The organism is Microbacterium sp. NPDC056044, assembly GCF_042267145.1.
Taxonomy (GTDB): Bacteria; Actinomycetota; Actinomycetes; order Actinomycetales; family Microbacteriaceae; genus Microbacterium.
The window spans coordinates 44,471-59,372 of sequence record NZ_JBHJWZ010000006.1; the positions used below are offsets into that span (position 1 = coordinate 44,471).

Here is a 14,902-nt window from a genome sequence, read left to right on the forward strand (position 1 = left end):
TGCGCCCTCGAGGGGCCCTTGCCGCAAGGCCCCCACCCCGCGATAACCTGGTAGCGGCAGGAAGGTCGCGCCTCTGTGTGCGCAGACTCCGCCTCGATCGCCGGCAGTGCCACGTGCCGCCCACGGGTCACGCGCCGTTCGTGGCTTCGAGACCGGTTCATACGATCCGGATGATGCCGGCCCCGCGTTCCGGCCGCTACGGTGCCACCACGGGGTGGCGCTCTCGCCTGCCCACCCCCTCGGGGACAGGAGACACGCATGACCGCTGACGACCGCAACTCCGTCGTGGGAGCACCGCTCCCACCCGCTCGCACGCTCCCGTTCCCGCCCAAGCCGTCGGGCAGCTACGCGGGGCGCACGCTCGCCGAGTCGACGTACTCGCCGCTGCCGCCGGAGCGCCACCTGAACGAGAACGCGCCCAACGTGCTCGTCATCCTCATCGATGACGCCGGGCCCGCGCTGCCGGCACCGCTCGGCGGCAAGGTCGCCACGCCGACGCTCGACCGCATCCGCCAGGGCGGGATCGGCTACAACCGCTTCCACACCACGTCGATGTGCTCGCCGACCCGGGCCTCGCTGCTGACGGGGCGCAACCACCACCGTGTGGGCGCCGGCCAGATCGCCGAGCTCGCGAACGACTGGGACGGCTACTCGGGCCACATCCCGAAGTCGAGCGCGACCATGGCCGAGGTGCTGCGCAACTACGGCTATTCCACGGCGGCGTGGGGCAAGTGGCACAACACCCCCGCCGAGGAGACGACCAAGGCCGGCCCGTACGAGAACTGGCCGACGGGCAACGGCTTCGAGTACTTCTACGGCTTCCTCGCGGGCGAGGCGTCGCAGTACGAGCCGAACCTGGTGCGCAACACCACGTCGGTGCTGCCGCCGAAGTCGCCGGAGGAGGGCTACCACCTCAGCGAGGACATCGCCGACGACGCGATCGCGTGGCTGCGCGACCACAAGGCGCTCTCGCCCGACAAGCCCTTCTTCATGTATTGGGCGACCGGCGCGATCCACGGCCCGCACCACGTGCACAAGGAGTGGGCAGACAAGTACAAGGGCGTCTTCGACGACGGCTGGGACGCGTACCGAGAAGACGCGCTCGCCGGTGCGAAGGCCGCCGGCTGGGTTCCCGAGGACGCCGCGCTCACGCCGCGCCCCGACTCGCTGCAGGGCTGGGACGACATCCCCGACCACCAGAAGCCGTTCCAGGCGCGCCTCATGGAGGTGTGCGCCGGCTTCGGCGAGCACGCCGACGTGCAGGCCGGCCGCGTGGTCGACGAGCTCGAGCGGCTCGGGTACTCCGACGACACGATCGTCATCTACATCTGGGGCGACAACGGCTCGTCGGGTGAGGGCCAGAACGGCACGATCAGCGAGCTGCTGGCGCAGAACATGATCCCGACCACGATCGACCAGCACATCGCCGCGCTCGAGGAGCTCGGCGGTCTCGACGTGCTGGGCACGCCGGCGACCGACAACCAGTACCACGCGGCCTGGGCGTGGGCGGGCTCGTCGCCGTACCAGGGCATGAAGCTCATGGCCTCGCACCTGGGCGGTACGCGCAACCCGATGTTCATCCAGTGGCCCGGCCGCATCGCACACGACCCGGTGCCGCGCACGCAGTTCCACCACGTGATCGACCTGGCGCCGACGCTCTACGAGATCCTCGGCATCTCGCACCCCGACACGGTCAACGGCATTCCGCAGGACCCGATCGACGGCACGAGCTTCGCGTACTCGATCGACGACAAGGCCGCCGAGGGCCGCCACCGCGTGCAGTACTTCGAGGTCATGGCGAGCCGGTCGATCTACGAGGACGGCTGGATCGCGTCCACGGCCGGACCCCGCCTGCCCTGGGTGCCGGGCATGCCCGCCGGCATCCAGACCTGGACGCCCGACGAAGACATCTGGGAGCTCTACAACCTCGACGAGGACTGGAGCCAGTCGAAGGACCTCGCCGCGGAGCACCCCGAGAAGCTCGCCGGACTCAAGGAGCTCTTCGCGATCGAGGCGGCGAAGAACAAGGTGCTGCCGATCGGCGGCGGCCTGTGGATCGCGCCGCTGCACCCCGAGCTGCGCATCTCGCCGCCGTACACCGAGTGGGAGTTCACCGGCGACACGACCCGCGTGCCCGAGTTCTGCGCTCCGGCGCTGGGCAACAAGCCGAACGTCGTGACGATCGAGGTGAAGGTCGGCGACAAGGCCAACGGCGTCCTCTACAAGCTGGGCGGCGCGGGCGGCGGCCTCACGGCGTACGTCGTCGACGGCGTCCTCACGTACGAGTACAACCTGTTCCTGGTCCAGCGGACGACGGTCGCAGCATCCACACCCCTCACCGCCGGTGAGCACACGATCGAGATCGAGACCTCGTACGTCGTCCCCAAGCCGGGTGGGCCTCTGAACGTCGTGCTGCGAGTCGACGGCACCGAGGTCGCCTCGGGCACCGTGCCGGTCAGCGCCCCGCTGCTGTTCTCGGCGAACGACTGCCTCGACGTCGGCCGCGCCTACGGCGGCGCGGTCTCGCGTGCCTACGTCGACAAGATGCCGTTCGCCTTCGACGGCGAGATCGGCCGCGTCCACGTCGCGTACCAGGTGCCCGCGCAGGCGTAGCGATCGCCCCGAGCGGCCCCGGACCCTTCGCGGTCTCGGGGCCGCTCTGTCGCGGGGGACGGATGCCTCGTTCCTCGGGTGGCGGGTGGGTCCGCGCTGTCGGAATCGGCGTTCGCGCCTGTTCCTGCGTCGAGTTCGGTTCGCGCTGTCGGAATCGGCAATCGCGCCCGTTCGGAACGGCAGCGTGTGCCGGAAGGGACAGCGCGGGCGCGGCTCGACGGGACGCGCGGTCGCCGCTCCGCGTTGTGCCGGGTATTTTTGATACTGGTTCAGCCGTCCTGGACCGGATCCATGCGCCGTGACGGGAGACGACGACGATGCCGGACTCGCACTCGGCGCACGCGCTTGCCCGCGTCGCGATCGTCGGTGACGGGCGCGTCGGCCGTGCGATGGCGTCCGCACTCCGTGCCGCCGGCGTCGACGTCCAGGGACCTCTCGGCCGCGGCGCGACCGGCGAGGACGCCGAACTCGTCCTGCTGGCCGTGCCCGATGCCGAGATCGGCAACGCCGCCGCACTCATCGAACCCTCGCGTCTGGTCGGGCACTTCTCGGGAGCGACGACGCTGGCGCCGCTCGCACCGCACGAGGCACTCAGCATCCATCCCCTCCTCACCGTGACGGGCGAGACGTCGTTCGCGGGCGTGCCCGCCGCGCTCGCCGGTTCGACCGACCGCGCGCTCGCCGCGGCGCACGCGCTCGCCGAGGCGCTCGGCATGACCCCGTTCGACGTCGCCGACGCCGATCGCGCGGCGTACCACGCAGCCGCGTCGATCGCCTCGAACTTCCTCGTGACGCTCGAGTCGTTCGCCGAAGACCTGGCGGCCACCGCGGGGGTTCCGCGCGACGCGCTCGTTCCGCTCGTGCGCGCGACGGTCGCGAACTGGGAGGCGGGCGGTGCCGCCGCCCTCACCGGACCCATCGCCCGCGGCGACGACGAGACCGTCGCCCGTCAGCGTGCCGCCGTCGCCGGACGCCTGCCCGCGCGCGCCGCACTCTTCGACGCCCTCGTCGCCGCGACGCGCGACGTCGCCGCGACGCGCGAGCCCGCCGCGACGCGCCAGCCCGCCGCACGCACCGGAAAGGTCGCCCCGTGATCGTCGTCCGCACCGTCGCCGACCTGCGCGCCGCACTCCGCGAGCGCCACGGCGGCCCCATCGGACTCGTCCCCACGATGGGCGCCCTCCACGAAGGGCACGCGACGCTGCTGCGTGCTGCGCGCGAGGCCGACGACACCGTCGTCATGACGATCTTCGTCAACCCCGCGCAGTTCAACGAGCAGTCCGACCTCGCCGCCTACCCCCGCACCGAAGAGGCCGATGTGGCCCTCGCCGAGGCCGAGGGCGTCGACATCGTCTTCGCCCCGGAGGCCGCCGAGGTCTACCCCGACGGCTTCGCCACCACCGTGAGCGTCACCGGGCCCATCGCCGAGACCCTCGAGGGCGCCGAGCGCGGCCGCGCGCACTTCGACGGCGTCGCGACGGTCGTCACGAAGCTGCTGCTCGCGGCACTGCCCGATCACGCCTACTTCGGCGCGAAGGACGCGCAGCAGGTCGCGGTCATCCGCCGCTTCGTCGCCGACCTGGGCATTCCGGTCGAGCTCGTGGTGTGCCCCACGTCGCGCGACGCCGACGGCCTCGCCCGTTCCAGCCGCAACACGCGTCTCTCGACCGAGGAGCGCGCGCAGGCTCTTGCGATCCCGCACGCCCTGCAGGACGTGATGGATGCTGCGGCCTCCGGCATCGCCGACACCGCGGCGCTGCGCGCCCGGGCCCTCGCGACGCTCGAGGCATCCAGCATCCGTCCCGAATACGTCGCTTTCGTCGACCCGATCACTTTCGCCGCCGTTCCCACCGTGGACGGACCGGTGCTGGTCGCCATCGCGGCCCGCGTCGGCAGCACGCGGCTCATCGACAACACCGTCTTAGGAGGTGCGTGATGCGCGCACAGGTCACACTGCAGCGTCTCGCCGAGATGAAGGCCCGCCGCGAACCGATCGTCATGGTCACCGCGTACGACTACCCGACCGCCCGTGTCGCGGAGCAGGCCGAGGTCGACATGGTGCTCGTCGGCGATTCCGGCGCGCAGGTCGTGCTCGGCCACGACTCGACGGTCGCGGTCACGGTCGAGGAGATGCTCGTACTCGCCGGCGCGGTGCGCCGCGGCGTGCAGTCGGCGTTCGTCGTCGCCGACCTGCCGTTCGGGTCGACCGAGGTGTCGGACGAGCAAGCGATCACGACGGCGATCCGGTTCGTCAAGGAGACGGGCGCCGACGCCGTCAAGCTCGAGGGCGGGGGCGAAGCGCGGCTCAGCCGCATCCGCGCGATCGCCGAGGCGGGCATCCCCGTCGTCGCGCACGTGGGTCTCACGCCGCAGACGGCCGTGGCGCTCGGCGGCCTGCGCGCCCAGGGACGCACCGCCGAATCCGCCGCGCGCCTGGTGCGCGAAGCGCTGGCCGTGCAGGACGCCGGCGCGAGCGTGCTCGTCATCGAGGCGGTGCCGGCTGACGTCGCCGCCGTCGTGCTGCCGGCGCTGGAGATCCCGGTGATCGGGATCGGCGCCGGCCCCGCCGACGGCCAGGTGCTCGTCGTGCACGACCTCCTCGGCATCACCGAGGGCAAGACCGCCGCATTCGTCAAGCGCTACGGCGCCATCGGCCCCGACATGGTGGCCGGCGTCGCCGCGTACGCGAGCGAGGTGCGGGGCGGGGTCTTCCCCGGTCCCGAGCACGGCTACTCCGCGACCGACATCGCGATCGACGCGGCCCGCGCCGAGCTCGAGGCGCTCACGCGCGACTGAGGACGAACGCGGCGTCCGCCCGTCGCGGGGCGGTTCAGCGAGGTGCGGGGCCCGTGGACTCGCGCCAGATGACGCGGTGGAGCTGCTGCGGCGCGGTGGGCGCCGGCTCGTTGCGCAATGCCGCGATGAGACGGGTCATCGCGCGTGAGCCCAGACCCTCGAGGTCGATCTCGACCGTCGTGAGTGCGGGGCTGAGCAGGCGGCCGAGGGGCTGGTCGTCCCATCCGCTCACGCTGAGATCGCCGGGCACGCGCCATCCACGGTCGAGCGCGGCGCGGATCACTCCGGCGGCGACGAGATCGTTGGCCGCCACGACGGCGGTGGGTCCGTCGCGATCGGGGAGAGCCTCCACGGCCGCCATGCCGGCCTCGGCCGACCAGTCGCCCTCGACGACGCCGAACGACTCCAGCCCGAGTCGCTCGAGCGTCTCGAGATATGTGTCGCGCCGCGCGCGGGCGGACGCGAACTGGAGATCTCCGGTGACGTGGAGGAACCTGCGGTGGCCGAGATCCGCGAGCCCCTCGATGACCTCGGCGAGGGCCGAGGCATCCGCGAGCTCGCCGATGCCGCGCATCTCGTCATCGAAGTCCGCGGACGCGACGATGAGCGTGCCGCTCGACGCCTGCAGGTCGAGCGAGGCGAGCACGGGTGCGAACGAGACGATGCCGTCGACCTGACCCGAGTCGGCGAGTTCGGCGACGCGCTCGGTCCGTTCCGCCGCCCCGCCTTCGAGAGCCAGCACCTCGACGGCGTAGCCCGCCCAGTGGGCGGCGGCGCTCGCGCCGGCGAGCATGCGCGCCGGGCTGTAGGCGAGGGTCGGCACGACCACCGCCAGCCGGCCGGTCTGCCGGGTGCGCATGGAGCGGGCGACGAGGTTCGGGCGGTAGTTCAGCTGCTCGACCGCGGCCTGCACGCGCGCCTTGGTGGCGGGCTTGAGCCCGTCGGGTGCCCGGAAGTAGCGCGACACGGTCTGATGCGAGACCTCGGCCAGGCGGGCGACCTCCATGATCGTCGGCCGGCGGTGCGATGCGGTGTCCGTCACGGCGCCTCCTTCCGAGATCCATGTTGACACAGATTGTGAACCTTCACTATTCTCACTTCCCAGTGAAGTGATCGATCACTAAGTGAAGGTTCACTCGATCCCTCCCGACACCAGGACCGCATTCCGAAAGGACGATGATGTTCACACGCAGGAAGAAGACGGCGGCAGGCGCCACGGCCGCCGTGGCCGCGTTCGGCTTGGCCCTCACGGGCTGCGCCGGCGGCTCGGCGCCCGCCGCCGACACCGTGCCCACCTATGACCCCGACGAGAAGGTGACTCTGGACTTCGCGTTCTGGGGCAACGACGTGCGGGCCGAGCTGTACGACGAGGTGCTGGACGCCTTCCACGAGGAGTACCCCAACATCACAGTCAACACGTCGTTCCTCGGCTTCCCCGAGTACTGGGAGAAGCGGCAGACGGAGGCGGCCGGCGGCGGGCTCCCCGACGTCATGCAGACCGACATCAACTACCTCCGGCAGTACGCCGAGAACGGGCTGTTCCTCGACCTGACGCCGTATCTCGGCTCGCTCATCGACACCGAGCCGCTGCCCGACAACGTGCTCCAGATCGGACAGATCGACGGCGCCACCACCGGCATCACCATCTCCACGAACGCGTGGAGCATGTACCAGAACAGCGTGCTGCTCGACGAGATCGGCGTCGAGCCGTTCGAGGAGGGCGACTGGCAGGACTACAACGACTGGATGGCCGAGGTCACCGACGCCGCGAAGGCCAAGGGTGTCGACGTCTGGGGCGGGGCGGACTACACCGGCCGCATCCAGAGCTTCGAGATCCAGCAGCGGGCCAAGGGCAAGGACCTCTTCACCGACGACGGCGAGGCGAACTTCACGAAGGACGAGCTGCATGCCTACTGGGAGTCCGGGCAGGAGCTGCGCGACGGCATCACCATCCCGCAGCAGCGTCTCGAGGAGACGATGCCGATGACGGGCTTCGACACCGCGCAGCAGACGAGCGAGATGACGTGGGACAGCTTCGGCGTGAGCTACCTCGCCAACCTCGGCGAGCCGTACACCGAGCTCGAGATCACCGCCCCGCCGGTGACGAAGAAGGGCGCACAGGACCTCTACAAGAAGGCCGGCATGCTGCTCTCGGCATCCGCGGGCACGGATCACCCCGAGGCCGCAGCGATCCTCATCGACTTCCTCGTGAACGACCCGGTCACGGGTGAGGTCTTCGGCACCAACCGAGGGTTCCCGGCCTCCGAGACGGCGATGTCGGGCGCGAGCCTCGATGGCATCAACCAGCAGATCGCCGACTACGAGGAGTCCATCGCCGACCGGCTGGGCGACGCGCCGCCGGTCCCGGTGACCGGCTACGGCACCATCGAGGACAAGTTCCGCCAGATCGGCATCGAGCTGAACTTCGGCACGATCACCGTCGATGAGGCCGTCGACCAGTTCTTCACCGAGATGGACGTCGTCCTCAACCAGTGACCCGCACTCGGCAGGCGCGGCTCGACTTGTCCCGGGCCGCGCCTGTCGTCCCCCCGCCCCGCACTCCACAGAAAGACCGACACACGATGTCCGCACCCCGCCCACCCTTCCGCGTCGGCATCATCGGCACCGGCGGCATCGCCCACGCCCACGCCGACGCCCTGAACACCCTCTCGCCCCGCGTCGAGATCGCCGGCGTCGTGGACCTCGACGGTGCGCGCGCCGCCGCCTTCGCCGAGAGCTTCGGCATCGACCGGGTCTACGCCGACGCGCCGGATCTCTTCGCGAACGAGGAGCTCGACCTCGTGCACGTCTGCACGCCGCCGCAGACGCACACGCCGCTCGCGATCCAGGCGATGCGCGCGGGCGTTCCGTCGCTCGTCGAGAAGCCCACCGCGCTCACGCTCGGCGAGGTCGACGAGCTCGAGGCCGTTCAGGCCGAGACCGGCGTGCCGGTGCTCACGGTGTTCCAGCACCGGTTCGGCGCCGCCGCCCGCCACCTCGGCGACCTCGTCGCCGGGGGCGAGCTCGGCCGGCCCCTCGTCGCCACGTGCGAGACCCTGTGGTACCGCCCGGACGAGTACTTCGACGTGCCGTGGCGCGGGCGATGGGATGTCGAGGGCGGTGGTCCGACCATGGGCCACGGCATCCATCAATTCGATCTGCTGTTCGCGATCTTCGGTCGCTGGTCGCAGGTGAGCGCCTTCGCGGCACGACAGCTGCGACCGACCGACACCGAGGACGTCTCGATGGCGCTGGTGCGCTTCGAGAACGACGCCCTCGCGACCGTCGTCAACTCGCTCGTCTCGCCGCACGAGACCTCTCGCCTGCGGTTCGACTTCGAGTTCGCGTCCGTCGAGGTGCGCCACCTGTACGGGTACACCAGCGAGGACTGGACCTTCACGCCGGCGCCGGGCCACGAGCATCTCGCGACCCGCTGGGCCGAGGGCCTGGACAGCGGGGCGACCAGCGGGCACCGCGACCAGATCCGCGCGATCCTCGATGCCTTCGAGGCGGGCGAGGCTCCCGGCGTCGACCTCGCCGAAGCGCGGCACACGCTCGAGTTCGCCGCGGCCACCTACGCCTCCGCGTTCCGTGGGGCCGCGGTCCAGGCAGGGGAGCTGCGCGGCGAGGATCCCTTCGTCCGCTCCATGAGCGGCGGGATCGTGCCCTGGGCTCCCGTGAAGGGGGTGCTCGCATGAGCACGCTGCGCATCACGCACGAGATCGGCTCCGCGGTCACCGTCCGCGACGGCGACGTCGACCTCTTCACCTACGTGTATCAGCCCACGACGGATCCGCTGGAGTCGCCCAAGCCCTACCTGCACCCGATCCGCACGCGCCGCGGCGACGTCGTCAGCCTCTTCCGTCCGCACGACCATGTGTGGCACAAGGGCATCGCCTGGGCGCTGCCGGTCGTGAACGACGAGAACTTCTGGGGCGGCCCCACGTACGTCCACGGGCAGTTCTACGTGCAGCTGCCGAACAACGGCATCCAGCAGCACGACGGAGCCCTCGAGCTCGAGGCGGGCGAGCGCGCCACGGTCGCGCACGGGCTGCGATGGATCACGGAGGCGGGGGACGTGCTGTTCACCGAGGAGCGCGCGCTGACCGCCGAGATCGTGTCGGACACCGCGTGGGCCCTCACCTTCGACACGCAGCTGACCAACGTGTCGGGCGCACCGATCGCCATCGGCTCCCCGACGACCAAGGGACGCGAGAACGCCGGTTACGGCGGGCTGTTCTGGCGCGGACCCCGCTCGTTCACCGACGGCACGCTCGTCGCGCCCGGAGCCTCCGGCGCAGGCGACGACGTGCGGGGCGCGCGCTTCGAGTGGATGGGCTTCGTCGGCCGCCACGACGACGTCGACGCCACGTCGCTCGTGCTCATGCTCGATGACAGCGCCAACCCTTACCACCCGCCGCAGTGGTTCGCACGCTCCGAGGAGTTCGCCGCGCTGAACCCCGCGCCCTTCTTCAGCGAAGAGCTCGTCGTCGCTCCCGGCGAGACCGCGCGGTTCCGGTACGCCGTCGGCATCGCCGATGGGGGAGCGGATGCTGCGGAGCCGCTCGCCGACGTGCTCCGAGGCATCCTCCAGCCGGTCTTAGTCTGAGTCGAGAGGGAGAGGAGCTTTCGTGACCGACACCGCGCCCACGTTCCCCGGCGCCACCTCCGTGACCCTGCTCGACGTCTACGACGACCTCGCTCCCGACGGCCTCCGCGGCGGCAGCCCGCACATGCATCTCGCCTCCACCGAGTGCTACGTCGTGATCGGCGGGCACGGCGAGCTGCACACGCTCGACCCCGGCGGACTGCGCGAGACCGAGCTGCGCAAGGGCTCCGTGGTGTGGTTCACCCCCGGTACGATCCACCGTGCGGTGAACCACGGCGGACTCGAGGTGCTCGTGGTCATGGGCAACGCGGGGCTCCCCGAGGCGGGTGACGCCGTGATGACCTTCCCGGCCGACATCGTCGCCGACGCGGCGCGGTACGCCGCAGCCGCAGCGCTCCCGGCTGACTCGCTGGAGGCACGGGCCGCGGCGGCGGCGCGACGGCGCGATCTCGCGGTCGAGGGGTTCCTCGTCCTGCGGGACGCCGCGCGGGCCGGCGACCTCGGGCCCCTGCGGGAGTTCCACGCGGCGGCCGCCCGGCTGGTGCAGGGACGCGCCGCGGACTGGAGCGGGATCGTCGAGCGCGGTCCGGCCGCGCAGGCCGCGCACAGCCTCGACATCACCCGGGCGCTCGCCGCCGGCGAGGCGGGGCACCTCTCCTCGGCCGCTGTCTCGCAGGCGCCGTCGCTCGAGGGCGAGCGGGGGTTCGGCATGTGCGGCCGGCTGCGCGCCTACGACGTGAGCGGCGACCTCGTGACCCGCTGAGCAGTGACGGGGACGGATGCCTCGGGCCGAGGCATCCGTCCCGTCTGTGCGCTACTTGGCGACGAGCGTCGTCTGGAAGCTGTACATGTCGGGGCGGTAGCAGTGGTGGCCGAACTCGACGGCGCGGCCGGAGGCGTCGAAGGCGACGCGCTCCATCGTGAGGACGGGGCCGCCCTTGTCGATGTCGAGGAGGCCCGGCTCGTCACCGTGAGCGCGGCGCGCGCCGATCTTCTGGTTCGCGACGCGGATCGTGACGCCGCGCGCGCGCATGATCTCGTAGAGACCCTTCTGCTGCAGCTGCTCGGTGGTGATGTCGGCGAACTCGATCGGCAGGTAGTTCGTGAGCACCGCGACGGGCACGCCGTCGGTGGAGCGCTGGCGTCGGAGGTAGACGATGTCGGAGCCGACCGGAACGCGCAGCGCCTCGGCGGTGGCCGGGTCGGCGGCCCGGGTGTCGTGCTCGAGGACGAGGGTTCCGGGTTCGTGCTGTGAGCTCTTGAGGTCTTCGTAGAGGCTGGTGAGCTCGACCTGGCGCGTGACCTGCCCCTGCACGACCTGCGTGCCGATGCCGCGGCGGCGCACGAGCAGTCCCTTGTCGACGAGCTCCTCCATCGCGCGGCGGATCGTCGGCCGGGAGAGCCCCGCCCGCTGGCCGATCGCGATCTCGTTCTCGAGCCGTGCGCCCGCGGGGATCTCACCCGAGCGGATCGCCTGTTCGATGGCGGTCGACACCTGGAAGTACAGCGGCACCGGACCGGTGCGGTCCAGGTTCGCGAGCAGCTCGTCGATCTTGACCACGTCGTCTGCCATCATCCACTCCAAGTCCCGACAGCATAATGTCCCGACAATGGTACATCGGTCGGACTTTGTCACTCGACGACACGCGCAAGAGGGTGTTGCATCGCGGGATGCTTGTGCTATTGTCAGGACAAATGATCCACCGATGCGCAGCCCGCGGGACGCGCAGAGAGTTGTACAGCGGAGTATGACCGAGAACACTTCTCCCTTCGACGTCCTGGCCTTCGGACGGCTGGGTGTCGACATCTACCCGCTCCAGTCCGGAGTGGGGCTCGAAGAGGTGCAGACGTTCGGCAAGTTCCTCGGCGGCAGCGCCGCGAACGTCAGCGTCGCCGCCGCGCGGCACGGCCGCCGTGTCGCACTCATCGCCGGGGTCGGCGACGACCCGTTCGGCCGCTACCTCCTCGCCGAGCTCGCACGACTGGGCGTCGACAACCGCTACGTGGGCGTGAACCCGACGCTCAAGACGCCGGTCACGTTCTGCGAGATCTTCCCGCCTGACGACTTCCCGCTGTACTTCTACCGCGAGCCGAAGGCGCCCGACCTCGACGTGGCGCCCGCCGACCTCGACCTCGAGGCCGTCCGCTCCGCGCGCATCTTCTGGTTCACCGCGACCGGGCTCAGCCAGGAGCCCAGCCGCGCGGCGCACCACGCGGCGCTCCAGGCCCGCACCGCAGGGCACACCGTGTTCGACCTGGACTACCGCCCCATGTTCTGGGCCGACCCCGCCGAGGCGGGCGTGCAGGTGTCGCGCGCGCTCGAGCACGCGACGGTCGCCGTCGGCAACCGCGAGGAGTGCGAGGTCGCCGTCGGAGAGACCGAGCCCGAGCGCGCCGCAGACGCGCTGCTCGAGCGCGGCGTCGAGCTCGCGATCGTGAAGCAGGGACCCAAGGGCGTGCTCGCGAAGACCCGTGAGGAGTCGGTCGTCGTGCCGCCCTACTGGGTCGACGTGGTGAACGGCCTGGGCGCGGGCGATGCCTTCGGTGGCGCCCTGTCAGCACCGCATCGACGCGAACGGCATCCCCGCCGAGGACCGCATCGGCGTGCCGGTGGACGCCGCGATCCTCGACGAGCTCACCGCGCTCAGCGAGTTCCGCCGCGCCTACGACGTCGACGGCATGCGCCCCGACGAGTTCGAGGAGTTCGGCGCCGCGCGCAACACGCTGCGTCAGTTCCTCGACGCCGACGCGCAGCTCGACGCGCTGGTGCGCGACATCGCCGTCCCGGCGGCCTGAGACCCGTCCGGCCGGGCGCCCGACAGTCCGTCCGGCCGGACGCCTTAATACGACTGTGCGACCCTCACCCGCGTGGGTAGCCTGAGGCGACCCACCTCGCACCGAAGGGAGTCCGGGCATGGCAGGCTGGCGCATCCGCGACTATCACGCCGACGACGTCGACGGCATCCTGCGGCTCTGGGAGCAGGTCACCGCCGAGGGCGTCGAGCCCGTCTACAGCCTGTCCGAAGTGCTCGCCTCGTGCGCGAAGGACCATGCGGTGGTCGCGGTCATGGGCGAGCAGGTCGTCGGCGCCGCGATCGGCCGCGCCGCCCACGCGCAGGGCTGGGTCGTCTTCCTCGCGACCGCCTCCCACCTGCGCGGCGCGGGCATGGGCTCGTCGCTGCTGTCGGCGCTCGAGGCGCGCATGGCGCCGCAGGGCATCTCGAAGCTGTCGGCGCTGATGCCCGCCGTCGAGACGCGAGTGGGGGCGTTCCTCCGCCAGGGGTTCGCGCTCAAGCAGGACCTCCACTACTTCGAGCGGCACATCCCCGTGCAGCGCGAGGAGCTCAAGCGCCTCGCCGAGCTCGGCGGCCGCGTGCTGCCCCGCGGGCTCTGGGACGCGGTCGGCGGCATGAACACGGAGAAGGAGCTCCTCGAACGCCGCGTGGTGCTGCCGCTCGCGCAGTCCGAGCTCGCCGAGCGCTTCGGGGTGGTGCCGCCGCGCGCGATCGTGCTCTTCGGGCCGCCCGGCACCGGCAAGACGACGTTCGCCAAGGCGATCGCGTCGCGCCTGGAGTGGTCGTTCGTCGAGGTCTTCCCTTCGCGGCTCGCGTCCCACCCGGGTGGCCTCGCCGGCGCGCTGCGCGAGACCTTCGCGACGATCGCCGAGCTCGAGCACGCCGTCGTCTTCATCGACGAGGTCGAAGAGATCGCCTCGCACCGCCAGGGCGAGCCGCCGTCGCCGACGCAGGGCGTCACGAACGAGCTGCTCAAGATCATCCCCGCCTTCCGCGAGCAGCCGGGACGCCTCCTGATCTGCGCGACGAACTTCATCAGATCGCTGGATGCCGCGTTCCTCCGGCATGGCCGATTCGACTACGTGATCCCGATCGGCCTGCCCGACGACGCGGCCCGCGACGCGATCTGGCGCCGTTACATCCCCGAGGCGGCCGTCGGGATCGACGTGCCCGAGCTCGTCGCGATGACCGACGGCTTCTCGCCCGCCGACATCGAGTTCGCCGCGCGCAAGGCGTCGCAGTCCGCCCTCGAGAACGCCGTGGACTCGGGCTCGTCCGAGCCCGACGGCCCGTTCATGGCGGACTACACGGCCGCGATCGCCGGCACGCGCGCCACCGTGTCGGCGCAGGTCGCCGCCGACTTCCTCGAAGACATCGAGACCGTCGGCCGCCTTTAGCGTCCTCGAGATCCGCACCTGAATACCTCCGGTTGGAGGTTTAGCGTCGAATACCATGGGAGGCATGGCCGAAGCGGAGCACCAGCCGATCCCGCGCGGGTCGTATGCGAAGGGCGTCGCCCGTCGCCAGGAGATCCTCGACCGGGCCATCGAGGTGTTCGCGAAGCGCGGCTCCGACCGCACCAGCCTCCGCGCGATCGCCGAAGAGGTCGGCGTCACCCACGCCGCCCTGAAGCACTACTTCGGCTCGCTCGAAGAGCTCCTCATCGCCGTCTACCGTCAGTCCGAGGCCCGCGACGACGACTGGGAGCCCGTGCCGCCGGACGTCACCCCCACCGAGCTCCTGCGCCGGTGGAGCGACGCCAACCACGAGGTGCAGGGGCTCGTGCAGCTGTACTCCTCGCTCGTCGCGTCGGCGCTCGAAGAGGGCCATCCCGCCGCGCGCGCGTTCGCGACCGAGCGCTTCGTGCGCGTCCGCACCGAGATCGCCGAGCGTGTGCGGCACAACCAGCGCGCCGGGCGCATCCGGGCGGACGTCGATCCGATGGCCGCCTCGGCGCTCCTGATCGCGGCCTCCGACGGGCTGCAGACGCAGTGGCTGCTCGACCCCCAGGCGCCGCAGGACGCCGCCCTCGCCCTTCTCGACCAGCTGCTCGCGGAGCCGGCTCCGGCCGCGCGCCCGGCGGTCTGAG

At 71.2% G+C, this 14,902-nt stretch carries 13 protein-coding genes; 11 read left to right on the top strand and 2 right to left on the bottom strand.

Features of this window, described 5'->3' with window-relative positions; genetic code table 11:
* Positions 1-258 precede the first annotated feature (258 nt).
* The 4 genes from ACFC1I_RS17375 to panB all read left to right on the top strand — a co-directional run bounded on the left by ACFC1I_RS17375 (position 259) and on the right by panB (position 5,409).
* Positions 259-2,613, top strand: coding sequence for an arylsulfatase (locus tag ACFC1I_RS17375; protein ID WP_376012213.1), 2,355 nt, complete (start codon positions 259-261; stop codon positions 2,611-2,613).
* A gap of 317 nt (positions 2,614-2,930) precedes the next feature.
* The gene (locus tag ACFC1I_RS17380; RefSeq protein WP_376012215.1) at positions 2,931-3,707 is read left to right on the top strand and encodes a DUF2520 domain-containing protein; all 777 of its coding nucleotides are present in this window, start codon (positions 2,931-2,933) and stop codon (positions 3,705-3,707) included.
* Positions 3,704-4,549: a pantoate--beta-alanine ligase gene (gene panC / locus ACFC1I_RS17385; RefSeq protein ID WP_376012218.1), complete on the top strand. Its 846-nt coding sequence runs from the start codon at positions 3,704-3,706 to the stop codon at positions 4,547-4,549. Before ACFC1I_RS17380 ends, panC begins: the two co-directional genes overlap by 4 nt.
* Complete coding sequence (gene panB / locus ACFC1I_RS17390; RefSeq protein ID WP_376012221.1) at positions 4,549-5,409, top strand: 3-methyl-2-oxobutanoate hydroxymethyltransferase; 861 nt, start codon at positions 4,549-4,551, stop codon at positions 5,407-5,409. Before panC ends, panB begins: the two co-directional genes overlap by 1 nt.
* Before the next feature lie 34 nt (positions 5,410-5,443).
* Here panB and ACFC1I_RS17395 read toward each other — a convergent pair whose 3' ends face one another.
* Entirely contained in the window at positions 5,444-6,451 is a 1,008-nt protein-coding gene (locus tag ACFC1I_RS17395; protein WP_376012224.1) for a LacI family DNA-binding transcriptional regulator, read from the bottom strand.
* Positions 6,452-6,588: 137 nt separating this feature from the next.
* Here ACFC1I_RS17395 and ACFC1I_RS17400 point away from each other — a divergent pair, with 137 nt between their 5' ends.
* The 4 genes from ACFC1I_RS17400 to ACFC1I_RS17415 all read left to right on the top strand — a co-directional run bounded on the left by ACFC1I_RS17400 (position 6,589) and on the right by ACFC1I_RS17415 (position 10,781).
* Positions 6,589-7,905 carry an ABC transporter substrate-binding protein gene (locus tag ACFC1I_RS17400; RefSeq protein WP_376012227.1) on the top strand — a complete coding sequence of 439 codons (1,317 nt, stop codon included), beginning with the start codon at positions 6,589-6,591 and terminating at the stop codon, positions 7,903-7,905.
* An 86-nt stretch (positions 7,906-7,991) separates the two neighbouring features.
* Complete coding sequence (locus ACFC1I_RS17405; protein WP_376012230.1) at positions 7,992-9,107, top strand: Gfo/Idh/MocA family protein; 1,116 nt, start codon at positions 7,992-7,994, stop codon at positions 9,105-9,107.
* Positions 9,104-10,018 carry a PmoA family protein gene (locus tag ACFC1I_RS17410; protein WP_376012233.1) on the top strand — a complete coding sequence of 305 codons (915 nt, stop codon included), beginning with the start codon at positions 9,104-9,106 and terminating at the stop codon, positions 10,016-10,018. The genes ACFC1I_RS17405 and ACFC1I_RS17410 overlap by 4 nt, the downstream gene beginning before the upstream one ends.
* Positions 10,019-10,040: 22 nt before the next feature.
* Positions 10,041-10,781, top strand: coding sequence for a cupin domain-containing protein (locus tag ACFC1I_RS17415; RefSeq protein ID WP_376012236.1), 741 nt, complete (start codon positions 10,041-10,043; stop codon positions 10,779-10,781).
* Between the two features lie 51 nt (positions 10,782-10,832).
* On the opposite strand, the gene ACFC1I_RS17420 is transcribed toward ACFC1I_RS17415, so the two are convergent.
* A complete protein-coding gene (locus tag ACFC1I_RS17420) occupies positions 10,833-11,591 on the bottom strand; it encodes a GntR family transcriptional regulator (protein ID WP_376012239.1) in 759 nt (252 codons plus the stop codon).
* A gap of 175 nt (positions 11,592-11,766) precedes the next feature.
* Between ACFC1I_RS17420 and iolC the strand changes: the two genes are divergently transcribed.
* The 3 genes from iolC to ACFC1I_RS17435 all read left to right on the top strand — a co-directional run bounded on the left by iolC (position 11,767) and on the right by ACFC1I_RS17435 (position 14,901).
* The gene (gene iolC, locus ACFC1I_RS17425; RefSeq protein ID WP_376012242.1) at positions 11,767-12,894 is read left to right on the top strand and encodes a 5-dehydro-2-deoxygluconokinase; all 1,128 of its coding nucleotides are present in this window, start codon (positions 11,767-11,769) and stop codon (positions 12,892-12,894) included.
* Positions 12,895-12,932: 38 nt separating this feature from the next.
* Positions 12,933-14,210: an ATP-binding protein gene (locus tag ACFC1I_RS17430; RefSeq protein ID WP_376012245.1), complete on the top strand. Its 1,278-nt coding sequence runs from the start codon at positions 12,933-12,935 to the stop codon at positions 14,208-14,210.
* 64 nt (positions 14,211-14,274) lie between these two features.
* Positions 14,275-14,901, top strand: coding sequence for a TetR/AcrR family transcriptional regulator (locus tag ACFC1I_RS17435; protein WP_376012249.1), 627 nt, complete (start codon positions 14,275-14,277; stop codon positions 14,899-14,901).
* Position 14,902: the final 1 nt, after the last annotated feature.